General features: G+C 42.1%; 22 protein-coding genes. 10 read left to right on the forward strand and 12 right to left on the reverse strand.

The window, feature by feature from the left end; translation table 11 throughout:
- The first annotated feature begins 21 nt into the window (after positions 1-21).
- Positions 22-1,374 (forward strand): phosphoglucosamine mutase, encoded by a 1,353-nt coding sequence (gene glmM / locus NST20_RS01020; RefSeq protein ID WP_013858135.1) that lies wholly within the window; start codon positions 22-24, stop codon positions 1,372-1,374.
- A 426-nt stretch (positions 1,375-1,800) separates the two neighbouring features.
- Positions 1,801-3,603: a glutamine--fructose-6-phosphate transaminase (isomerizing) gene (gene glmS / locus NST20_RS01025; protein ID WP_342399856.1), complete on the forward strand. Its 1,803-nt coding sequence runs from the start codon at positions 1,801-1,803 to the stop codon at positions 3,601-3,603.
- A gap of 1,109 nt (positions 3,604-4,712) precedes the next feature.
- On the opposite strand, the gene NST20_RS01030 is transcribed toward glmS, so the two are convergent.
- A complete protein-coding gene (locus tag NST20_RS01030; protein WP_342399525.1) occupies positions 4,713-6,017 on the reverse strand; it encodes an IS1380 family transposase in 1,305 nt (434 codons plus the stop codon).
- A 399-nt stretch (positions 6,018-6,416) separates the two neighbouring features.
- On the opposite strand from NST20_RS01030, the gene NST20_RS01035 reads away from it, so the two are divergent.
- The 4 genes from NST20_RS01035 (at position 6,417) to NST20_RS01050 (ending at position 8,595) form a co-directional block, all read left to right on the forward strand.
- The gene (locus NST20_RS01035; RefSeq protein ID WP_014096452.1) at positions 6,417-6,842 is read left to right on the forward strand and encodes a hypothetical protein; all 426 of its coding nucleotides are present in this window, start codon (positions 6,417-6,419) and stop codon (positions 6,840-6,842) included.
- A gap of 92 nt (positions 6,843-6,934) precedes the next feature.
- Positions 6,935-7,120 (forward strand): ClbS/DfsB family four-helix bundle protein, encoded by a 186-nt coding sequence (locus NST20_RS01040; RefSeq protein WP_237348782.1) that lies wholly within the window; start codon positions 6,935-6,937, stop codon positions 7,118-7,120.
- Positions 7,121-7,232: 112 nt separating this feature from the next.
- Positions 7,233-7,658, forward strand: a complete 426-nt coding sequence (locus NST20_RS01045) for a ClbS/DfsB family four-helix bundle protein (protein WP_342399857.1) — start codon at positions 7,233-7,235, stop codon at positions 7,656-7,658.
- A gap of 184 nt (positions 7,659-7,842) precedes the next feature.
- Complete coding sequence (locus NST20_RS01050; RefSeq protein ID WP_013858139.1) at positions 7,843-8,595, forward strand: acyl-ACP thioesterase domain-containing protein; 753 nt, start codon at positions 7,843-7,845, stop codon at positions 8,593-8,595.
- 262 nt (positions 8,596-8,857) lie between these two features.
- Here the strand turns inward: NST20_RS01050 and NST20_RS01055 are convergent, their stop codons facing one another.
- Positions 8,858-9,526, reverse strand: coding sequence for a hypothetical protein (locus tag NST20_RS01055; protein ID WP_342399858.1), 669 nt, complete (start codon positions 9,524-9,526; stop codon positions 8,858-8,860).
- A gap of 43 nt (positions 9,527-9,569) precedes the next feature.
- On the opposite strand from NST20_RS01055, the gene NST20_RS01060 reads away from it, so the two are divergent.
- On the forward strand, positions 9,570-9,875 hold the full coding sequence (locus NST20_RS01060; protein WP_342399859.1) for a hypothetical protein: 306 nt from the start codon (positions 9,570-9,572) through the stop codon (positions 9,873-9,875).
- Between the two features lie 180 nt (positions 9,876-10,055).
- On the opposite strand, the gene NST20_RS01065 is transcribed toward NST20_RS01060, so the two are convergent.
- The 3 genes from NST20_RS01065 to NST20_RS01075 all read right to left on the reverse strand — a co-directional run bounded on the left by NST20_RS01065 (position 10,056) and on the right by NST20_RS01075 (position 14,135).
- Complete coding sequence (locus tag NST20_RS01065; protein WP_013858128.1) at positions 10,056-11,366, reverse strand: transposase family protein; 1,311 nt, start codon at positions 11,364-11,366, stop codon at positions 10,056-10,058.
- Positions 11,367-12,257: 891 nt separating this feature from the next.
- Entirely contained in the window at positions 12,258-13,130 is an 873-nt protein-coding gene (locus NST20_RS01070) for an MFS transporter (RefSeq protein ID WP_342399860.1), read from the reverse strand.
- 273 nt (positions 13,131-13,403) lie between these two features.
- Positions 13,404-14,135: an NAD-dependent protein deacylase gene (locus NST20_RS01075; RefSeq protein ID WP_342399861.1), complete on the reverse strand. Its 732-nt coding sequence runs from the start codon at positions 14,133-14,135 to the stop codon at positions 13,404-13,406.
- A gap of 349 nt (positions 14,136-14,484) precedes the next feature.
- On the opposite strand from NST20_RS01075, the gene NST20_RS01080 reads away from it, so the two are divergent.
- The gene (locus NST20_RS01080) at positions 14,485-16,218 is read left to right on the forward strand and encodes a methyl-accepting chemotaxis protein (protein ID WP_041818607.1); all 1,734 of its coding nucleotides are present in this window, start codon (positions 14,485-14,487) and stop codon (positions 16,216-16,218) included.
- Between the two features lie 78 nt (positions 16,219-16,296).
- Here the strand turns inward: NST20_RS01080 and NST20_RS01085 are convergent, their stop codons facing one another.
- The 4 genes from NST20_RS01085 to NST20_RS01100 are packed head-to-tail and all read right to left on the reverse strand — an operon-like array spanning position 16,297 to position 18,022.
- Entirely contained in the window at positions 16,297-16,908 is a 612-nt protein-coding gene (locus tag NST20_RS01085) for a DUF4097 family beta strand repeat-containing protein (RefSeq protein ID WP_342399862.1), read from the reverse strand.
- Complete coding sequence (locus NST20_RS01090) at positions 16,893-17,153, reverse strand: hypothetical protein (protein WP_342399863.1); 261 nt, start codon at positions 17,151-17,153, stop codon at positions 16,893-16,895. The genes NST20_RS01085 and NST20_RS01090 overlap by 16 nt, the downstream gene beginning before the upstream one ends.
- Positions 17,146-17,706, reverse strand: coding sequence for a DUF1700 domain-containing protein (locus NST20_RS01095; RefSeq protein WP_340703231.1), 561 nt, complete (start codon positions 17,704-17,706; stop codon positions 17,146-17,148). Before NST20_RS01095 ends, NST20_RS01090 begins: the two co-directional genes overlap by 8 nt.
- Positions 17,699-18,022: a PadR family transcriptional regulator gene (locus NST20_RS01100; protein WP_133537463.1), complete on the reverse strand. Its 324-nt coding sequence runs from the start codon at positions 18,020-18,022 to the stop codon at positions 17,699-17,701. The genes NST20_RS01095 and NST20_RS01100 overlap by 8 nt, the downstream gene beginning before the upstream one ends.
- A 314-nt stretch (positions 18,023-18,336) precedes the next feature.
- Here NST20_RS01100 and NST20_RS01105 point away from each other — a divergent pair, with 314 nt between their 5' ends.
- Complete coding sequence (locus NST20_RS01105; RefSeq protein WP_342399864.1) at positions 18,337-20,091, forward strand: methyl-accepting chemotaxis protein; 1,755 nt, start codon at positions 18,337-18,339, stop codon at positions 20,089-20,091.
- A gap of 173 nt (positions 20,092-20,264) precedes the next feature.
- Here the strand turns inward: NST20_RS01105 and NST20_RS01110 are convergent, their stop codons facing one another.
- Entirely contained in the window at positions 20,265-21,671 is a 1,407-nt protein-coding gene (locus NST20_RS01110) for an MFS transporter (RefSeq protein ID WP_342399865.1), read from the reverse strand.
- A gap of 66 nt (positions 21,672-21,737) precedes the next feature.
- A complete protein-coding gene (locus NST20_RS01115; RefSeq protein WP_342399866.1) occupies positions 21,738-22,307 on the reverse strand; it encodes a cysteine hydrolase in 570 nt (189 codons plus the stop codon).
- Positions 22,308-22,409: 102 nt separating this feature from the next.
- Here NST20_RS01115 and NST20_RS01120 point away from each other — a divergent pair, with 102 nt between their 5' ends.
- Positions 22,410-23,021, forward strand: a complete 612-nt coding sequence (locus NST20_RS01120; RefSeq protein ID WP_342399867.1) for a TetR/AcrR family transcriptional regulator — start codon at positions 22,410-22,412, stop codon at positions 23,019-23,021.
- A gap of 151 nt (positions 23,022-23,172) precedes the next feature.
- Here NST20_RS01120 and NST20_RS01125 read toward each other — a convergent pair whose 3' ends face one another.
- On the reverse strand, positions 23,173-23,631 hold the full coding sequence (locus tag NST20_RS01125) for a hypothetical protein (protein ID WP_342399868.1): 459 nt from the start codon (positions 23,629-23,631) through the stop codon (positions 23,173-23,175).
- Positions 23,632-23,636: the final 5 nt, after the last annotated feature.

Consider the following 23,636-nt stretch of genomic DNA (forward strand, 5'->3'; position numbering starts at 1 on the left):
GAAAAGAAGGAGCGAAACCTGATGACGAAATTTTTTGGTACAGACGGAGTAAGAGGCATAGCAAATTCTGAACTCACACCTGAACTTGCTTTTAAACTGGGACGTTTCGGCGGATATGTTTTGACCAAGCATGCGAATGAGCGGCCGAAAGTTCTGATTGGCCGCGATACGCGCATTTCCGGGCAGATGCTTGAGGGGGCGCTTGTTGCCGGGCTTCTGTCCATCGGGGCGGAAGCAATGCGGCTTGGCGTGATTACCACGCCGGGGGTTGCTTATTTGACAAAAGCATTGGGGGCGCAGGCCGGCGTCATGATTTCGGCCTCGCATAACCCGGTGGAAGATAACGGCATTAAGTTTTTCGGCCCCGACGGTTTTAAACTGTCGGATGACGAGGAAGCGGAAATCGAAGAACTGCTCAATCAAGACACGGATGACCTGCCGCGGCCGGTCGGGAAAGATCTCGGCATTGTCAGCGACTACTTTGAAGGTAGCCAGAAATACTTGCAGTTCTTAAAACAGACAGTGGATGAAGAATTTACCGGTATTCATGTGGCGCTTGACTGTGCCAACGGTTCGACTTCTTCGCTGGCGACATATCTTTTTGCCGATCTTGATGCAGATGTCTCGACAATGGGGGCATCCCCGAACGGTCTGAATATCAATGACGGGGTCGGGTCCACGCATCCGGAAGCGCTTGCTGCTTTCGTCCAGGAAAAAGGCGCGAATGTCGGGCTTGCATTTGACGGCGACGGCGACCGGTTGATCGCTGTTGATGAAAAAGGCCAGATCATAGACGGGGACCAGATTATGTATATTTGTGCCAAATACTTAAAACAAGAAGGGCTTTTAAAGAAAAATACCGTCGTTTCTACTGTAATGAGCAATCTCGGCTTCCATAAGGGCCTTGAAGCGCTTGGCATCAACAGTGTTCAAACGGCTGTCGGCGACCGGTACGTTGTCGAAGAAATGAAAGCAAACGGCTTTAATTTGGGCGGCGAGCAGTCGGGCCATATTATTTTCCTTGACCATAACACGACCGGTGACGGCCTTTTAACCGGGCTGCAGCTGATCAACATCATGAAGATCGCGAACAAGCCGCTTTCCGAACTGGCTGCGGAAATGAAAAAGTACCCGCAGAAACTCGTGAATGTAAAGGTAACCGATAAATACCATGTTTTAGAAAACGAAAAAATAAAATCGGTGATTGACGAGGTAGAAAGAGAAATGGCCGGGAACGGGCGTGTCCTTGTCCGCCCTTCCGGAACAGAGCCGCTTGTGCGTGTCATGGTGGAAGCACAGACGGCGGAAGACTGCAGCCGGTTTGTTTCCCGGATTGCCGGGGCAGTGGAAGCGGAAATGGGTTTAAGAGAATAATTTCAACGATTGATTTTTTCGGTGCATAAGGGGGAACGCAACAACCCTCTTATGCATATTTTATGTTGAGAATGGTAAAATATGTTGACGCAGTATAACGCATACGCTATGATAATGATGTTGTTTTCTCTTCACTTTACAGAAAAGGAGGATCGTTTGCGATTTTTTAAAAGCGCCAGAACTGGGTCTGGGACGGATAGGTCCAGTTGACGAGGAGGAGGAGTATCGAGATTTCGGCGGATGCCTCCCGGCTGCCACACACAGCCGTATGTTTTTCCACAAATCGGCGGGGCGACCCGGCGGACAAAGGGAAAAGCATGTGGGAAGAGAAAACGGATCAGCAGGTTTACAAAAATTTCAAGAGATAAGGGGGCAGGACTGCTCCCGGTAGTTCTTGCCCCCTTGTGATCCGAGGAGGAAGAACAAATGTGTGGTATTGTTGGTTATATCGGTACTGAAGATGCGAAGGAAATTTTGTTAAAAGGCTTGGAGAAGCTGGAATATAGAGGCTACGATTCTGCAGGGATCGCTCTCCGGAATGAAGCCGGCGTGCATGTGTTTAAAGAAAAGGGACGGATTGAAGATTTGCGCCGGATCGTGGATATGCGTATTGCGGCGACGACCGGCATCGGCCATACACGCTGGGCAACCCACGGGGTTCCGAGCAGAGAAAATGCCCACCCGCACCAAAGTGCATCCGGCCGTTTTACGCTTGTGCATAACGGCGTGATCGAAAACTACACGCTTTTGCAAAAAGAGTATCTCACGGATGTTCCTTTAAAAAGTGATACAGATACGGAAATTATCGTGCAACTGGTAGAAAAATTTGCTTCAGAAGGTCTTGAAACGGCGGAAGCGTTCCGGAAAACGCTGTCGCTTTTAAGGGGTTCTTATGCGCTTGCCCTCTTAGACGAAAAAGACGGCAATACGATTTATGCGGCAAAAAATAAAAGCCCGCTTTTGGTAGGCGTCGGCAACGGTTTTAATGTGGTAGCGAGCGATGCGATGGCAATGCTGCAAGTGACCGACCAGTTTATCGAACTGGTAGATGGAGAAATGGTCATTCTTACCCGCGGGCAAGTCACAATCCAAAATCTTGCCGGTGAAACGATCAGCCGCCAACCGTATAAAGCGGAAATCGATGCAAGCGACATAGAAAAGGGTACGTACCCGCATTATATGCTGAAAGAAATCGATGAGCAGCCACTCGTGATGCGGAAAATTATCCAGGCTTACCAGGACATCAGCGGCAAATTGTCTGTTGACAGCCAGATTATCGATGCCGTAACCGGGGCTGACCGGCTCTATATCATCGCATGCGGCACGAGCTACCATGCCGGCCTTGTTGGCAAGCAGCTGATTGAAAAGCTGGCGAAAATTCCGGTTGAGGTCCATGTATCAAGTGAATTTGTTTACAATATGCCGCTTCTGTCAGAAAAACCGTTGTTCCTTTTTATTTCACAAAGCGGGGAGACAGCCGACAGCCGTGCTGTGCTTGTAAAAGTGAAAGAATTGGGTTACAAGACGCTGACGATGACCAATGTGCCGGGATCAACATTGTCCCGTGAAGCGGATTATACCCTATTGCTTCATGCAGGACCGGAAATTGCGGTTGCTTCGACAAAGGCATATACGGCGCAAATTGCCGTCCTTGCGATCCTTGCTGATGTAGCGGCAAAATCACGCGGTTTCAGCGAAGACTTCGACCTGGTACATGAACTCGGCCTTGTGGCAAATGCGATGGAAGGGCTGTGCGGATCAAAAGAAGAAATTGAACAAATGGCATATGACTACTTGACGGTCACCCGCAATTGCTTCTTCATCGGCCGTTCGATAGACTACTTTGTCTGCCTTGAAGGCGCACTGAAGCTGAAGGAGATCTCTTATATCCAAGCGGAAGGTTTTGCAGGGGGCGAACTCAAACACGGCACAATTGCCCTGATTGAGGACGGCACACCGGTTGTCGCGCTTGCTACGCAAAAAGACGTCAACTGGAGCATCCGCGGCAATGTCAAGGAAGTTGTCACCCGCGGGGCCAACCCTTGCGTGATCTCGATGAAAGGCCTGAATGAGGAAGGCGACCGTTTCGTCATTCCTCACGTACACGAATTACTGACACCTCTTATCTCTGTTGTACCATTGCAGTTGCTTGCGTATTACGCAGCACTGCACCGCGGCTGCGACGTCGACAAGCCGAGAAATTTGGCCAAATCCGTCACAGTCGAATAAACCACAAAAAGCCTGGGGAAGCCAGAATGACTGGTTTTCCTGGGTTTTTTGTTTAATCAAATGATTGATTAAAGGGATGATACAAGGTAAAACAAGGTGATTTTATTGGCCCGGCTTCTTTGGGTGAGGCCTTGTATCTCCCTGTTAAAAAGTCCGTCCCCCTGCAAAAAAGTTGGTACCCGCTGTTAAATAGTTGGTACCTGACCGGCAGGAGACCAGGCCAATTCAGCAGGCAAATATGGTTGTTTTCCGGGCCATTTTCAACCCTAATTCAATAGAAAGACAAACTCAGGCTGGATCCAAAACGGGTCCAGTTTTTCTTTTGTACAGCGGCCCAATCCTTTGTCCCGCAAGGGTTCTGGCGTTCTCTAATCCTATAGCGTTAGAAGCTCCACTGTATGGAATTGGGCGATTCTCAGTCCTTTTTCATGTGGTTCCCAGCCAGCTCAGTTCCGTCATTTCTCCAATATTTTTTCTCTAATCAGGGAAGAACTTTTTGACATTTCCAGACTATGCTGTACAACCCAGCAACCTAATTTCTGGTAAAAATCAGGCGTTTTGGGAACCAACTTTTTAACATGCCAGCGGTCATCAAAATGCGGTTGGAGCCTTGGGGGAGTAAGAGGAAAGGGGGATTTTGGCGGGGAAGGACTTTTTTACAGGGGAATAAATAGTAATATATATCTAAAATATCAAAAAATATGTACCAATAATATTATTTTATGGTAGAATTTGTTGTGGTACTTCAAGTATCTTTTCAGGATCCGCAGCATTTGCTGCTGAGAAACCGAGTGAAACCACATCTCCTGTAGTACAACAAAGTCAGGCAACTCAAGCTCAAGCTTCATCTCTTGCAGTAGATCCTGGTATTCAATCTATTAACGGTCAGATGTCTACTCAATCAGAACCAACTTACATAAACCCAAATTAAGAAAGTGCAAAACTTTACTAGATTGATGCAGGTAATTGGAATCATATGGAAAATAAATGGATAATATTATCAAAAATGGAATCACAACTGCCTATTTTTGGGTTATTAAGGCCACAGTTGCCCCCTCCCCACATTTGCGGGCGTTTCAATTTCCAGTATTCTGTTTCAGCCTTCACACTCAGTCAATCAGCCGTACACTTTGAATCATTTGCCGGAATGCCTTTTTATGGGCGTATGTTTCACAAATATTTAAAATGACACTTCGGCTGTGATAGACCAGCACGCCAGCCGCGTAGATGAATTCCCTCCGGAATCTCCTGATCGTATAAGAGCGATACGCTGGCGGACAGTGTTCTTTTTTAAAGATCTCGAATAAATTGTATGCCAGCAGTTTAATCAGCAGATCCATTTGGTTGGCGTCAAATGAATGCGTTGAAATCTTGCCCATCGAGAATCCATATTTTGACTCTTTGATGTAGTTTTCCATGCAAGCCCTTTGGTTATAGAATCTCCAAATATCAATGGGTTCCCAGTCCATGTTCGTCACAATCGCTTCATACTTCCATAAAAAATCACAAGCTTGAAGCTGACTTTCCTCATATTTGTCAGCTTTACGAATTACCGCAACTCTTCTTGGCTTCTTCCAGGAACTTGCCTGGTAATCAACGGCTTTTCCCTCTATCACGGTCAATTCGTCGTCAACATAGCGGATCCACGGTGAATCATCGTTTTCAACCCTTTTTTTAAGTCTCGAAGTCCACCTCAGTTTGCCGGTATAGCCAATCCCACCGTTTTCCCAGTAACTGTAGAAATCTTCTCCACCAAATCCTTTGTCAAAACGGGTATAACGAATAGGGTAATGGGGAGAAAGCAGCTGATAGGTCTCTTCTGCAAAACCGAGTACCCCTTGAGAAGAATGGGAATTTCCCTCCCTCAGCCTGGCGTTTAAACAAAGACGGGATTTCCCTTCAAATACAAGAAGAGGGTGATAACTTTTTCTTCCCGGCTTGTAGGGATTTACTCCGACCCCTGCTTTTTCCTGGCCCCCATAGACGGTTTCCACGGTTGAATCAAAATCCAGAATGAGCTCCTTGTCAAGCCAGGGTTCAATCAAATCCATCATGCGTTCTTTGAATTCAAGATCAGCGCCCTCCAACTTTTCAATTCTTAGCAGGTCTTTATTTAAAAGGGTATAGTGCGGGCATTTCCCGCCCATAAATGCCATGATTAAAGGATCATCCTGCAAAGTCCGGAAATGAGATAGCCGGGAACAATTGGACAGCCAGCCAATCACCAGGTATATAAAGATTTTGCTTAAAGGATATTTGGCATTGTATTTTTTCAAGCAGTCAAAATCCCGGAAGGTCTGTTCAATCTTCATTCTTTCCAGAAACTGCAAAATCGGGAGCAGCCCGCTAAAATTCGTACTCTTCTTTAAACGAAACGCATATTTGATTTTCGAGACAGAAGTGATATAATTCACCTTAAAGGTGCCCTCCTTTCTGGTTTGGTAGTTCTATACAAACCCAATTATACCAGAGATTCGGGGCACCTTTTTATTTTAAGCTTCTGCTTTACTCTCGTAATCCAGGATAAATAAGAAGGCTTTAAGATGGGCAATTGATAGTACTACTCCTATTACTAATCTAGTAGGTAAATATTTTGGTAAAACAGCTGTGAAAAAAGTAGGAAGCGTTATGCATAGTCATGTAAAACCTGCTCTACGTAAATTAGAAGCTTTAGATAAGGTAAACTAAAAGAAACTTTAATACGATGCTATGAAGGGACCACTTGGAGCTACAGCTGCAAGATTTGGTGCTAAAGCCATTGTAAAAGTGATTCAAATCTTTAGTCTCGTTTAAAAAAAGATAGGAGAATAAGTATGGATGCTAAAAATACCTCGCAAGTGATTGAAAATTTGGAGAACCAGGTAGAAAGATTAGATAAAGAAGTTTATAACTTAAATTCTAAGGTTGAACTTTTAGAAGGCCTTTTAATAAAAATTATTGAAAATCAAAAAATATCTCCTAATTTATTATTAGATATTGATTTCATTGCTGTAAAAAAAGATTTAAGTGGTGAAGAGCGAGCTGAGATTTCATTTTTCCTTCTCAAAGTTCAAAAAGAGTATATGCAAGAAGGTAAAGTTCCAAATTTAGAAGAATTTCATTCTGGATTATATAATGTACTAGGTGTTACTCAAAATGAAAAAGAAGAATATCCAATTGAAATCTCAAAACAATTGCTTCAGAAGTATGACAAAATAGGTGAATTTCCAGTTGCAAAAGAAATTTTATCTAAAAGTTGAAACACCGAAATCTATTCTCACCCCTTGTTCTACAAGGGTTTAAAGCAAAAATAAAAGCATGAACACTCAAAACTCGGTAAGGGGTGTTACGATTGCCAAAATATGAGAGTAAAAAATCCTTGATTGATGAAATTACTAAGAGTGCAAAGTTATTTATTGATGAATTCCGTTCTATTAATAATCTTAATAAAGATGTATTTGTAAACGGAGTGGATAGAACGCCATCCCAGATGATTGCTTACCAACTGGGATGGTTAAATTTAATGCCTCCTCGCTAAATCATGTGGGAAGAAGAAGTAGCTTCGGAGGTTTTACATGGAGTGGCGGGCATGATAGCCTGTTGTGCGAAAGCCAATTTTCCTTATTAATTGGCGGCTTGGCTTCGTAATCATGCCCGCAGAGGCTCCATGTCAAACCGACTATGATTTTATTTTTCCCCATACCAAAGAGCGAAGAGCCAATTTAATATTATCATGGGAACAAGATAACAAAGAGGGAAAAAATGTAATAACACCTGCGCCAGATTATAAATGGAATAACCTAGGGGGGCTTTATCAGAGCTTTTATGATAAATATGCAAATGATTCGATTGAAACGTTAATTGAACTGTTTAATCAGGATGTTCATAAAATCATTCAATTGGTTGAAAGCTATAATGACCAAGAATTATTTGAGCAAGGCGGCAGCCAGTGGGCGTCTTCAACACCATCCAATTGGCCAATTTGGAAGTGGATTCATATCAATACAGTAGCGCCATTTAAAACGTTTAGAACTAAAATTAGAAAATGGAAAAAGATAAAGGGATATAATTTTTAATGGATTTGCAGGATCAAATAAATTTAGAGACCTTTCGCAGCCGAAAGGGTACAAAAGGAGTGACTTGAAGTAGCCGGTATAACCTATCGAGAAAAATTTTCCACATACGGTAAAGCGCTGTCTCTGCTCGTTTTCGAACGAATATGGTAAAATAAGGGCAGCTTATTTTAAGGGAGTTTTCAATATGGCGAACGGATCATCTCTATATAAAGGACAGTATCATATAGAACTTAGGGATGTTGACTTTACAAAGAAGTTAAAGCTAAGTGCATTGTTCAGCTTGTTTCAAGACATTGCCAGTCTCGCTGCCGAGGATCTTGGTTATGGTATTGAAACATTGGAGAAGAAGTATAAGGTGGCATGGATTTTAACCCGCATTCGCGTGGATATCCTGCGCCATCCTACTTGGGATGAAAACATCACGATTGAAACTTGGCCGCTTCAACCAAGCAAGATTGATTTTGACCGCGACTTTCTTGTCAAAGATCACACCGGAGCGGTCATCATAAAAGCGGCATCAAAATGGGTCGTCATGGGTTTAAACGATCGGAAAATTAAACGAACAGAATCAATTAACATCCACTACCCTGAAAACCGTACGGAACGCGCTATTGAAGGGAAATTTGGGAAGTTTAAAGATTTTGGCGGATTAGAACCCGCTTATCAAAAAGTCATTGGATACAGTGATATCGATTTTAATGGCCATCTCAATAACTCCAAATATGTCGATTACATTATGGATTGCTTTCTTCCGGATTTTCACAAAAGGCACCCCATTCATACAATAGAGATCAATTTCAATCAAGAAGCCTTGCCGGGAGATTCCATTACACTATACAAAGATATTTCCAAAATGGACGAGCACGAGCTTTATGTTGAGGGGGTCAATCAAACCGATCATCATACCATTTTTAAATCGCACATCACGATTCATTAAGGGGCTCTCAATCAGGTCCAAGTTCATAAATTCCTTTAAATCATGGTGTCTGTGTTGTCTTATTTTTCAAAAGGATACCAATTGGCCATAACCAAGTTAATTAAGTCTGCCAAAACGGGTTCTACTGTTAAAGTTTGGTTTCAGAAATGACCGAACCCCATTGTGATTCGGTCATAATATCGTCATTTTGGTGTTTTCTGCCGATAACCATGTTACCGACAGCGTTTTTGGTGGTTTTCTCCAAAGAGTTTGACATATTCTCCTAAAGGTTTTTTGTTATATTCTCTATCGGGATATCTGGATTTATCTTAAATGAAGAATAAAACAAGGTAATCCGTAAGATGGCCATAATGGCGATTATCATACAAGTTATAAATATCCCAAAGGTTTCTATTAATCCCCAAGAAATGATCATAAAAGAAAGGGTGCCCAGATCTGCTGATGCCTCCATCACGCCCATTACTTTCCCTTTTTCATATGGGGGGATTGCTATAAAGGTTTCAGCGGAGAGCAAATTATTTATTACGGGGTTTCCCATTGTCATAATGGCAAATCCAACTATAAAGAATATCCAGTTTAAGGAGGCTCCCATCATAACAATGCCCCCACATACCAAAAAGACAGTTAGAAAATACAAAAATACCTTTGAAGCGAATAAAAGACTGGATCTTGATAATATCATGTTGGATAAAATCACAAAAATACCACCAACGAGCCAAAAAATCGATATTTCAAAGTCAGCTACTTTAAAATGTCCTTCCAAAATATACACTGAAAGGCTCGTCATTACGGGACCAATCATGCCACCTAGTAAATGTGAGAAAAAGTAAATCCGCAGTATTTTATCTTTTAAAGTTCTTTTCAAATATGCTAAGGAAAACCATGCAGTATCATGCGAGTGTTCGATTTGAATTTTTTCATCAAACCTCATGATTAAAAACGCGCACACGAGAAAAGAAGCAGAGTCTATGAGAATGGCGTACGAACTTAAAATACCAAAAATGAGCGGCCCGATAGTAAAACCTACAGTCTTACAAGTTGTAGTAAACGTGTTTTTCTTGCTTATTGCCCTTGCTAATCCTATGTTTGGATCTTTAATTGTCAAATCTCTAAACCATACTTCAAGACACAGATTAGCAAAATGCCCAAGTGATTGGGATAAGATCATCAAAGGGAATAAAAAAATAATAAAATGTTTAAATGATAGTAATGAAAATAATGTTATCATAACAAAGCAATTAAGAAAAAAGGAAGTAAATATCATCAGTTCTGAAGAGTAAATTCATCAATTTTTAGATGTTTTATGATAAAATGACTTATCCACATTTAGAAAATTTTTCCATCTATTTTTTCTGCTTTCAAAGTCAAAAAGAGCCGAATTTGCAAATTTCTTTTTTAAAATTGTGGATAACTTCAAAAAAACCTTTTTTTACATCACATCCTTTGCTATAATATAACCATTAAGTAAACCTTACTTGTATTGGCTTACTTAAATGGGTGAAATCCTCGTCTGTTAAAATACGTGTCCGAAACGATTCCAACAGATTTGAGGATTTTTCTTTTGCCGTTTTTTTGAGTGCTTTTAAGATTGACGAACCTTTTTCAAACAGCTGTCTAATAATATCTGTTATTTGAACTAATAAATAATGATTTTTCATGGCTGTGTAGTTTTGGCTATTGGCATGTTCTATATTGTAACGATTATTTTTTTGTTCGTTAAATCCTTGATTTTCAATCTTCCAGCGGCTTCTTCCTGCAGCGATGAGTCGTTCCACGTTCTTTTTCGTGATTTTAATATCCGTTATAAATACATACTCTTTCGATTTCCCATCCTCTGTTTTCATTGTGGCCTCCATCAGATTGACCGTTCTGTCTTTGTAGGCAATATCATTCACCCAAACTAATGAATTCTGATCCTTACTTTGTTCCAGCTCTTTTATTGCCTTAAACTCCGTCGAGATACTTTTAATTCTCCCTTCCTTAAATCTGCATATATATTTCCATTTGTGCGCCCTGCACAGATTAAATACCGTTTCACATGCATAGAGACTATCTCCCAAGATACAAATCGGTAGTCTTTTAAATATTTTTTTTATTTTCTTTGCCAGCCTGTCGAAGGCTTTTAATTCACAATCTTGCTTAGAAACATTTTCTGATTCATTTTCGATAAATTCGGAGGCAATACTGAAGACCATATCCCCCACGACAAGCTTGGCTTCAAGTACATGGTGCATATAAAGTACGTTCGTTTCTCCTGTTTCTTTATTTGTATATGCCCGTCTCAGGCAGTGTTTACAATGTTTCTCATGAAAGGTGTGTAATCCAGTTCCATCAATGATGACACCCCAGTACTTTCCTTCAATTCGATAAGACTCGAGAGACCTTTTTTTCAATAATTCTTTAATCATATACGTTCTAATTTTTTCTAATTCATTTACATCTAAGCCAGATAAAAAGTCGTTAATTGTATCATAATGTGGAAGTTCTTCAAGAGAATCTAAGCCTAACACCTTCCCTACATTTTTAATACATTCTTCTTTATTAAAACTCTCACTCATGTTTCTCATGGATTTTAGGCCGGTCATATTTTTCAACATCATCGTAAATAAAAGGACCTCTGGACCATAAGTGATATAGCTTTGATGTCGGTGGTCTGCTACCTTTTTTAGGTTATTCATCAGGTCTTTGAAAAAATGCTTCTGAATTTTAAGGAACTCGAAAAAATAATTTGCTTCTTTTTCACGATTTCTTTTTTCTTTTCTAGTAACCAAAATAAAAACCCCCTCAAAACAGCCAAGTTTAATTAGGGCTTGCTGAACGAATCAAATTTTAGCTTGTATTCGACTTGTCACTAAGCCATGCCAAAATATTCGTCCAGCAAGCTCTAATTATTTAAATTATTACATATTTAGCCGCATTTTTGGGGGGGAATAGTTAAATTATCACGAAAAATTTTTACTCCTCAGAGCTGAAATATCATCTTTTTAGAAGATACTTTGTCTATAAAATGTCCGCTTACAATGGTAGATATTATTCCCGCAATCGTTTCTGTAAGGTACAAACTTCCGGCATAAAGGAATGAGCCTGTTAGATTGAGGGCAAAAATGGGAAGACCGGTCCATGTTATTGCGGTACCTAGCGTATTAATGGTATCAACAAGTATTAATCTGTTTACTGCGTTATTTAACAAATTAGCACCCCCAAAAATGACCAAAGGCAAGCCGCCAACAGTTTTTCTTACACATTATATTCAAAAATTGCAGCCGAAATCCTTCTTTAATCTGTAACTTTTGCTTATTCAACAGGTACTAAATAGCCAGTCCCGGATTCAACAGGAAAACAGTCCGATTTGGCAGGCAAAATTCAATTGAAAACCAAATTCAAACTGGATCCAAAACGGGTTCAGTTTTTCTTTTGACCAGTGTAATTTCTATCCTCGATGCAGATTAGGAGGGGAATTGAAAAAGTTTTTTAAAACTGTCGGTGCATAACATTGCATTGGCATTCATCATAAACTGGATCCAAGAACAAGGTCATTTACGCATAAGAGGGAGATCATTTTATAAGGAAGGTTGCGCGGTTGATCCTTTCTAAAAGGGAGGAAAAAAAGACCATCCTTTTTCGTTTTCGAGATGGTCTTTTTCAATCAAAATTCAACTTTTCTATCCCTTTCTTTTTGTTGGTAAAATCACCAATTGTCCTAGTAAAGCCACTAGCACAAGACAGCCGGCTGCAAATGGAAGTTGGGAAGGTGTCAATCCAGCTACCATAACAACCCCTCCAAGCGCAGACCCTACTGAGCTCTCTAAATAATTGGCGGAACTGTTTAAAGCGACAACAGCGGGTCCGTGTTTAGGCTGTAACTCGAGTAATACATGCTGTTGAGGGGCTAGTGAAGCCCATCCCATTGCACCCCAAATAAAGAAGGGTAGAAACATTAGAATCGGAATTCCCAGACTTAACGCCAGACTGAACATGGCTAATGCTAATAGAATTAGTATACCGCCCATAATCCAGCCTGGGCGTCCTATTCGATCAATAAGAGTACCAATGAATAAGCTGCCGACAACACCACCAATGCCCCAGGCCCAAAGATATGGTGTAACAGAATGGATTCCATCCAAGTTCTGCAAGATTGGAGCGATATACGTATAAAGCCCCAAACTTGCAATGCCTGTCACAAAAGTAATGCCAACCGTTGCTGTTACTCTTCCATTGGCCAGCATTGCAAGACGTTGCCGTAATGACGGTGGGGGCGAAGCTGGAATGTTTGGAAACCAGATGACAATCCCAATCATAGCAATGAGACCAAGTATCGTAATGAGCCATAACGTCCCATCCCAACCTGCATGCGCAGCAACTATCAATCCGAGTGGAACCCCCACGACCGTCCCCATGCTCATACCGCCTAATGTCATACCTAAGGCACGTCCGCGCTTCTTATCGGAAACAAGAGATGAAGCGGCTGCCGTGGCAAGCGGAGAATAAAGACCAGCTCCGATCCCTGCAATTCTTATACGATCAATCGTTTCCAAAGGGAATTTATCTATGCGGCTGGCGTACGAATGTCATCTTGAACATTTGTGAAATATACGCTCATAAAAAGGCATTCCGGCAAATATTTCAAAGTATACGGCTGATTGACTGGGTGTCGAAGCTGAAACGGAATACTGGAAATTGAAACGCCTGCAAATGTGGGGAGGGGGGAGTATGGCCATAACAATCCGAAAACAGGCAATTACAATTCCACTTTTAGCAATACCTTCAAACATATAATTCTAATTACTAAATATTTACCTAGCAAATTTTCACACTTTTTTAATTGGGGATGATATCTTTTTATCCAGTTCTATAAGTAATTGACCGATCTTTTTATCATGAATCACTTGATCGGCATACCAATCAAATTGGGTCGGTTCCATGTTCACAATCACTAATTTTGCACCGTTCTCTTTGGCGATTAAAGGAAATTGGTTGGCAGGTGTAACGGATAAAGAGGAACCTAAGACGATAAAAAGGTCTGCTTTCTCCGCTTCCTCCAGAGCAAATTGAAAAGCTTCTTGTGGCAGCGCTTCACCAAATAATACGATATTTGGTCGTAGCACCCCGCCGCATTCACAGTAGAAATCGTTATTGACATAGTTTTCACTACTATATTCTCTTCCACACGTTTGGCAATGGACTTTTTGAAGGGTCCCATGCAATTCAGCGACCCGCTTACTGCCCGCTTCCTGATGAAAGCCGTCCACGTTTTGAGTAATAATTGAGCGAATGAACCCTTGCTGTTCCCATTTGGCTAAAATATAATGACCTTGATGCGGTCCAAATTCTTTTACACCTAATACGCGTTCCCGATAAAACTCGACAAATGCTTCGACATTTTCATTCAGGGCTTTCGTAGTGGCAATTTGACTTGGATCTTTCTTTTTCCACAGTCCATTATGTCTTGAACGAAAATCCGGTAGTCCGCTTTCGGTTGACATCCCTGCTCCGGTAAAGACGACCGTATGACGGGATGACTTTAACCAATCTTCTAACATGAAATCCGCTCTCCTTATTTATGTTAGATAAGTTTCCCTACAAATCATTGTACGCTACCTGCCAGAAAACTTCAAAAAGCGAATGCTCTCTCTACATTTTCATTTCAAAGTGTACATTTAGATGTCAGAGTGCCCTCCCATTTTTTTGCTCATCTACCCCTTCGAGTAATATACAGAGTTTCTACTTTTTTAGTGAACCTTGCGTCATATTTTTGGCATACAATAGGACTTTAAATTCATTTCTATTCGCCAAATATAGACAGAATATTGAATGGAAACGCTTGACTTGTGACTTTTTCCCTGTGAAAATAGTAATAATGTGGAAATCAATGGAAAGAGGGAGAGTGTTATGGGGATCTTTTTAAAAAAGTTAAAATCGTGGGACCAGTACATGCATTATTGCGATGATACGGATATAACGGAAATTGGAGGAAGGGCACGGGAAAAATTAAATTACCTCGGTGTGGATCAGGAAACATTACAAAATGTTCGGGAAGCGGCAGCGATTATAGAGCCTTATAAGGAAAAGATGGTTCAACTTTTTTATGAGAGGCTCACTTCAATTGAGCAATTTCATCAACTCATTATGCGATATTCCACCCTCGACAGGCTATATGAAACTTTAAAAATATATGTGGAACAGTTCTTTCAAGCAGAAGTGGATCAAACCTATTTGCTTACAAGAATTAAAATTGGCAAAGTCCATAGCAGGATTAATTTAACGGCTGATAACTTTATTGCAGCCCACCATTTTTTGATTCAATCGATGGGATCTATACTCATGGAGCATTTACATCAAACGCCTGACAAAATGACAAGGTTTGTTCTTGCTGTTCAGAAGTTAGCTGCTTTTGACCAGCAATTAATTGTGGAAGTCTATATGGAAGAAACGTTCAGAACTTTTTTGTTTGGTATGTCAGATATGCTGAATGAGACCACGAAAATTAATGAAACCAAACAATTAATTGAATCGATGAACAGGCAAATGGAAGAGACGGATAATGTTTCGGCGGCAACGGAAGAAATGAGCGCATCCATTCAGGAAGTTGCCCAATATGCAACCAAAGTTGCGGAGGGGACCGACCAGGCAGTCCAGTCTGTGTTCACAAGCAAAAAAGTAGTAGATCATGCGCTTGGAGATATTCAAATGGTCGGGCAAGTATATGAAAACGTGTTTGAAAAAGTGGAGCTGCTGGATAAAGAAATTCATCATACGAAAGATGTTATAAATGTGATCAGGGGGATAGCTGACCAAATCAATCTTCTTGCTTTAAATGCCAGCATTGAAGCTGCAAGGGCGGGAGAAAACGGGCTTGGCTTTGCCGTTGTTGCCTCAGAAATCCGGGAGCTGTCAGAACATACGAAAGTTCAAATCTCCAGTATTACATCGAACATGGAAGCGCTGCAAAAAGTGGCCCATGAGGTCATCCAAGAAATACAGCAAACAGGCAAAATTGTAAAGGAAAGTGTCGGCCATGCCGAACTTGCCGGTAAAGAAATGATGGAAATTATAGAAATGATGGAAACTATCAATGAGTCAATTACACAAATTGCCTCAATGAGTGAAGAACAATCCGCAACAATGAACGAAATTGCAAATTTAAATAGTACGATAAGAAATCACAGTCAGCAGTCCCAGGAGATTGCACGAAAAACAGCAAAATTAGTATTTGATTTAAGCAAAAAAATGGATCACTTTAGGAAAAACTTTTTTACGATTAACATTAAGTTTAGCTCAAAAGATATTGTAAGAATCACGAAAACGGATCACCTGCTTTGGAAGTGGAAAGTATATAATATGCTGCTGGGCCTGGGGAATATTGATGAAAACGAGTTGACTTCCCACGAAACTTGCCGGTTAGGCCAATGGTATTACGGAAATTTGCCGGAAGGTATCAGGAAAATAGCTGCATTTAAACAATTGGAAAAACCGCATAAAGAAGTCCATCATTCTGCAAGGCAGGCAGTGGAAAGTTTTAAAAGGGGAGAGATGAAGGCTGGAGAAAATGCGTTAAAACAGTTAGAAGAAGCTTCCAACCAGGTCTTGGAATTGCTGTCAAATATTGAATCACAACTCGGATAGCTTGCGCCAGGATTTAATAAATGCAAAAACACTATAGAAAGAGCGGGACATCACGAACGTCCCGCCACCTTTAAAAATTTATTTTGTTTTTTCAACCGCGATATTTCCATCCGCAGTGAAAAGCTGGATCAAGGGTTTTCCGCTGCCAAATACCCTATTTCCGTCAGAGCTGCCAAAAATGTCAACTCTTCCATCTTCAGCACTTGCACGAATTGTAGCATTTGCCGGCTTTTCCTCCGTTTGTATTTTGATATTGCCGTTATTTGCTCGCAGTTCAACCGGGTGATTCAAGTGACGGGTGGTAAAAAGGATACTTCCGTCACCAGCTTTACCGGAAACCCGGCTATCCAAATTTTTTAAAACTATTTTTCCGTTCTCTGATTTTACTTTGACAAGAGAGGCTTTCACATTTTCAAGGGTGCTTGATCCGTCGTTTGCCTCTGCCGTAATCGTATCTCCGCTGATATGGTTCAGTTCAATTTTTCCATTCTCCGTCTTTATACGTATATCTCTTGCCCGTAAATCCCCCGCACGGACACGACCGTCGTTATTTTTTACTTGTAACGATTCATACCACTTTTCCGGCACATACACTTTTAAAGACAAGGATGAAGGGAAGAAGCTGATGAAATTTCGTTGCTTATATTTTATTCCGATAGAAAGCACAGCATTTTTTACATCAGTAGACAAGTGATAGGTTGAACCTTTTTCGGCCCTGCCTGATACTGTGATTTTGCTGCCGAACCTGCCGCCGGTAAAATCTCAACTCTAGTATTATCGGTTGCGATCTTAATCCGGCTGAACTTTTCGTGGACCACTTTTTCTTCCGACTTGGCTTCTTGCCGGAGAACGGGCCTGAATGTAAGGAGGCTTCCAACAATCCCCACAAGTAACAGCACCAACGCCAAAAGTGACAATTTCTTTATTTTATCCATTTTTCACCCCCCCTTTGATCAGATTTACATTCCATCTTAAATAGCGGATAAAGCCCTGCATTAATGTACGGGTTGCAAAGTACATGCCGATGGCGATAAAAAGCCCGGTCCCGCAAGCGGCAATGGAAACAAATAAGTAAAAAAGCCCGAATGTTTCCGGATAGAGGACGGCGTTCATGAGAAACAGGAAAGGGGAAGCGATAAAGGCAATTCCTGTAATCCAGCCGGAAAGAATAATGCCAGCCAGCGCAATAAACGGCCCCAGCACAATGGCCAGGTTGAAAAATCCTAATCCAATCGTGGCCCATACTGCGCGCAACATATTTCCTAACGTTGCCTTTGACTCCGCTCTTTCCAGATGGTAGGCCGCAACCATGTCTTTTGCAATCTGGTGCGGGGAGCCAAGGGAAGCTGAGATTTGTTCTTCTGTTTTTCCCTCTTGCAAGCCAATGGCGAAGTGTTCTTCAAAGTCCTGCAAAATATCCTGGCGTTCATTGGCAGGGAGGCTTTTCAACGAAGATTCCAATTTGGATAAAAATTGTTTTCTATTCATGATTCACACCTTCTTTTATCAGTTGATTCACCCCATCAGAGAATGCCTTCCATTCCAGGAGCAGCTCGTGGAGAAAAGTCCTCCCGCTGTCTGTCAGTTTGTAATATTTGCGCGGCGGACCCTCCGAAGATTCTTTTAAATACGTTGTAGAGTAACCTTCTTTTGTTAACCGCCTCAGCAGGGGATAGATAGAGCCTTCGGAAATGTCAATTTGCTCCGAAATTTTTTGGACAAGTTCATATCCGTAGCGGTCCTGTTTATCTAATAAAACGAGCACACAGAGGTCCAAAACGCCTTTCTTAAACTGGACATTCAAACTTTCTTCACATCCTTCCCCTTGGACACCGGCCAGTACTGTTTAATATTCAGTACTGGTTTTAACAAGAAAAAAACACACAGTATTGATTAATGCAAGGTACCGGAGCCATTTTTTAAAAAATCCATGATAAATGATTGCGGCGGTGCCAAATCCAGTTTTTGGAAAACTCGCAACAGGCGGGTTCGGAATAGTGGTCAGAAAATTATAAAAGTAAAGGATTTCAAACTTTATCCGATAAAACAAGGTAGAAAACCGAATATTCTTGATCATACGCGAGGTCTGAGAATGATTCTGAAAAAGAGGGATAGCAAATGAAGATCGCAAATTTGAAAGACTTTCACTCCATCCGGCAAAAGCTTATGGCCATATCCATTGTTCTTTTGGTGGTGCCAATGCTTATTTTAGGTTTCTTAAGCTATAACCGCAGTGCCGCCAGTTTAAATGAACTGGGAAAAACCAATCTAAAAAATAATGTCAATGAAACCATCCGGTTGATAGGTGTAATGGATGAGGAGGTAAAAAGCGGGAAGATTTCTTTAAGTGATGCACAAGAAAAAGTAAAAATTGCCATCCTCGGCGAAAAGAAAAAGGATGGCACACGCCCGGTTAATAAAAGCATTGATTTGGGAAAAAACGGATACATGTTTATTTTGGATGATACAGGAACGGAAGTGGCGCATCCGTTTATAGAAGGAAAAAATATCTCAAATGAAAAAGATGCCGACGGGAATCATTATGCAAATAAAGTTCTTGAAGCCGGGGAAACAGGCGGATTTACCTATTTTTCGTACAGCTACCCGAATGATAAACAAAAAGTCGGCAAAAAAGTGGTGTATGCAAAAAAGGATCCTTACTGGGGATGGACGGTTTGTGCAGGCGCCTATATGTCAGATTTTAACCAGCCGGCCGAACAAATCCTTCACTCACTTTTAATCGTCATGGGCATCACACTTTTCGTCGGGCTGTTCATCATATGGCTGTTCACAAAAAGTATTGCAGCCCCGCTTGGAATAGTAACGGACCATATCAGAAAAATATCGGGCCATGATTTAACGGCCGGGCACATCAAGGTTAAGACGAAAGATGAGATCCGCAAGCTGTCGGACGGCATTAACCAGATGCAGGATGAACTGAAGAGCCTGATCCATGAGATTGCAGATTCTTCAGGGCTGTTGTCAAATTCCAGCGAGGAGCTTTCGCAAGCGGCAAATGAAGTAAAAACAGGGTCGCAGCAAATCACCGCAACGATGGAAGAACTGGCATCCGGAGCTGAAGAACAGGCAGATCAATCCGGGAAATTGTCTGAAAATATGAAGCAGTTTACATCCACTGTGCAGGAGGCGAATGCACAGGCGGATGAGGTTCATCAATCTACAAATGAAATTATGACATTGGCGCATAAAGGGAATGAACTCATGGACCGCTCTTCGGGCCAAATGGAAAAAATTGATCAGGTCATCCAATCAGTTACAGGGAAGCTGCAGTCTTTGAATGAGCATTCGGAAAAAATTTCTAAACTGGTGACGGTCATTAAGGAGATTTCCGATCAAACAAATTTACTTGCTTTAAACGCAGCAATTGAAGCAGCGCGGGCAGGAGAAAGCGGAAGAGGATTTGCCGTTGTCGCAGAAGAAGTCCGGAAGCTGGCTGAACAAGTTGCAAGTTCCATTAGTGAAATCAGCGGGATTGTTGCAGGAACCCAAAAAGATGTGAAAGAAGTAACGGATTCTTTGCATGAAAGCTATGAGGAAGTACAGCAAGGCACAGAAACCGTTCGCATAACAAAGGAAACCTTTACGCAGATCAATGAGCGGATTTCAGACATGGTTGCCCATATTCGCAAAGTGGCTGCCAATTTGTCAGGAATTTCCGGCACAACCGAAAAAATGAATGGTTCTCTACAAGAAATCGCAGCGATCACTGAACAATCAGCAGCAGGTGTAGAGGAAACGTCAGCAGCAACCGAGCAAATTGGAAGTTCCATGGAGGAAGTGGCTGAAAGCGCGCATAAACTGGTGGAAATTGCGGAGCATCTCCATTCCCTTGTTTCAAAATTTAAGTTATAAATGAACTGGTTTTTAAATAGCAAGCGGCATAGGCATTTATGCGAAGGAAAGCGGGCAACATCCCGCCCAAAGTTCACGCGGAAGGATTATACATATCCCGCTGTACATGGCCAGAAAGAAACGGCATTTGCCCGGTTTAATCAAACGTTTGATTAAACCGGGCATTTTTAACTTTACCTTTTCACTCCGGCTTTATCGTTTACGATGCTTAATGAATGATCCAGCACGGTAATCAGGATGAGGAGCAAGGTGACGCCGCCGCAAAATAAGCCGATATGATGAATTCCTGACGTATTTGCCCCGGATTTTAAAAACAGCCCGTTTGCCGCCGAAGCAAGAATGGCACCCAAGTACATAAATGTTCGGAGCAAACCGGCTGAAGCCCCGATTTGTTTTGGATTCGCCTGATAATAGACGGCATTCTGGTTGCCCAGATTCAAAAGACCCTGTGGGATCCCCAGCAGAAGGACAATAAAGGCGATCAAAACAACACTCGTTGTATGATGAGTAAAAAGCAGCAATGAGACGGCGATAAACTGAACAATACTGCCAGCTATTAATTTTAAACGGATGGCGGGGCTTTTCCCAGTCACTCGGGTTACGGCAATGGCGGTTAAAGACATCGGCAACATCAGCAGCCCGCCGCTAGATGCGGATAAACCCCTTCCGTCTTCCAGCCATTGTGGAAACCCATAAATGAAGGAATAAGCAACCAGACCTGAAAGCAACCCTCTTGCATAAGTGAGAACCAGAGGGATATTCCCGCTGAATACCCGAATATCGATAAAAGGATTTTTTATTTTTAACTCGGCCGCAGCAAAAATGGCCCCTGCAATCCCTGCTACTATCAAAAAAGCAATCTTCGACAAACTTGGATGCATGAGAAACAGCAAAAGGGAAGTTAATGTGATGCCAAATAAGGCAATGCCCGTAAAATCAATGGCAAGAAGCTTTTTCCCTTCCACCGCTTCTGGCGGGGCTTTAGGAAATCGGAAGTATCCCAATAAAATGCAAGCAAGCGATAATGGAATATTGACGATAAAAATGCTTTTCCAACCCCCGGCACCGATGAGTACACCGCCTAGGGCAGGCCCGATCACGGCAATCATTTGGCTTGCTATTCCGAGCGTTGCCAGGATGCTTCCCGGGCTTGCTTCGCCTGTTCGTTCAGCTTCACTGCGAATCAGGTACATAGATGCGGGATACCCGGCGCACGTACCCAATCCGAGCAAAATTCTTGCTGCAACAAGCCACCAGAAATCCGGGGCAAAAATGGCAATGAAACTTGAAATTCCGACCAATGAAGTCGCAGTTAAAAAAAGGGAACGGGATCCGAACAGATCAATCAGCTTCCCGACTACCGGCTGCCCAATGGCAGTAGCAAGATATAAAGCGGCAACAAGCCATGCGGTTTCTGAAGGCGGAACATGAAATGCCTGTCCGATTGGAATTAGCGCCACTGACATAATAGAAGAGTTGATAGGGTTGAGAATGGAACCCAAAATCATTGGCAATATCAGTTTTTGATTAAAGTGATTTTCAATTGCAGCTTCGTTTTTCTTTTTACCAGTGTGGAACAAGTTTCATTCCTTCCTTCGACTTGGTTGGCAGGGCCTGTTTTGCTGATTTCAAAACAGGCCCTTTTTTTAATCCAAAGTGCCGGCCCAGGTGCTGACCGTCATTACTTTTGCCTGGACAGGGAATAATTTTTCCATCAGCATGTGGTGAATGTCGGGATTGCCATCATGGCAGGCATCCCGGAGTACGATTAAGGAATAATCTTTATCAGCGGCCTCCCGCAATGTTGATAAAACGACACCGCTTGTGGTAATGCCGCTAAGAATGAGTGTGTCAATTTCCTGGGCTTTCAAGATCATTTCGAGATTGCTGCCGGAAAAGGCGCTTACCCGGTATTTTGTAACAACCGGTTCATTTTCTAAAGGTTGAACGGATGGGTGGATCTGTGTCGCTTCGTCGAAAATAGTCATGCCGCCGTATCCGGCAACCCGGGCATAAGTTGGATGGTCCTGGTTGATTTCAGGGTAACCTTTACTAAATCCAAGACGGACGAAAATAACCGGGATATGATGTGCACGGGCGCTTTCAATTGCTTTTTGATTCGGGCGCAGCATTGCTTCATTTCCGGCAAAACGGGATACCATGCCGTTTTGCATATCTAAGACCAACAATGCAGCTTTACTGGATTGATTTTGCATGAATTGTCAACTCCTGTTCATTTGGTTAATATTAAGAAGTGGAGAGCTCTCCAGTTCATATTAAACGGAGATGTCTCCGTTTGTCAACGATTTTTTCCGGGAGTGATAAAGTTGAAGGATGAAAAACCAGGCTCCGCACGGGCGGAACGGCGTGATGCAGCGGAGAATCGCCAACGTATATTGGCTACCGCAATCCGGCTGTTTGAGCAGTTCGGGGTTGAACAAGTCAGCATGAATCAAATTGCCACAGAAGCCGGGATTGGGCCGGGAACGCTGTACCGCCGTTATCGAAACAAAGGAGAATTATGTCTGGATTTGATAAAAGACAATGTGATTTCGTGTTTCAAAGACATTCAAACGTATTTGGAACACAATCGGAAAGAGCCGCCGGAACAGCGATTAAAAGGCGCTCTCCGCATATTTCTCCGCTTCAGGGAAAGCAAAATGCAATTGCTTAAAGGTGTGGAGGACGCCGGTACAACAAATCGAAAAAAGGCAGGAACACGCAGCCCTTTATATGATGAATTGCACCGGTTGTTGGTAGAACTGTATCATGAGATGAATAATGAAAAAGAAGCCGTTCGAAACAATGTCTTCAAAGCGGACATGCTGCTCGAGGCATTAAAAAGTGATGCCTACTTGTATCAACGGGAAGTGCGCGGATATTCCCCCGAGGAAATATTGGAACTGCTCTATATCACATTTGTTTCATGACGGATAAATTTATGGTCACTCGCCATGCATGTACACTTTATGTTGAGAGAATGGTAAGGGGAAGGGAAAACACTGCGGAATGTTTTTCACGATGTAAAGAGAGGCCATCCCCTTGGCAATGAGGATGGCCTGTTTGTACTTACAAAACCCATTATTTTAATTTTGCTACCCCTAATGCAAAATGGCTCCAAAGTATATTTTCAACCGATTCTGCTTGTGACAAATCACATTCAACAATTAAAATGATTTCTGCGTGTTTCCCTTTTAAAACACGCTTCTTTTTCTTTATCAACAGCTCCATTACAAGCCGGATGGCAAAACCCACAATAAACCCGGCAAATGCACTAATCAGCCCCCAGTAAATGGGCCCCCAGGCTAGTTTAAAGCCGATGCTTGCGCCGATTACAGAAAATGCAGTGGCGATCCCCATGCCGATATCAATTAGGCTTGTACCGTCCGAGCGGTGGAGCGTATCAAAAATTTTCCGTTCTTCTTTTCGGTTATCCAGCGGGACCGCAAATATTTTTTCTTTCGGAATCCCTTTCTTTTCCAGTGTTGAAATGGCCATTTCCAAAAATCCGTTACTTTCGAATGTAGAAAAAAGCTGCAAACCAA

It is taken from the genome of Weizmannia sp. FSL W8-0676 (genome assembly GCF_038593015.1).
Lineage (GTDB): Bacteria > Bacillota > Bacilli > Bacillales > Bacillaceae_C > Weizmannia > Weizmannia coagulans.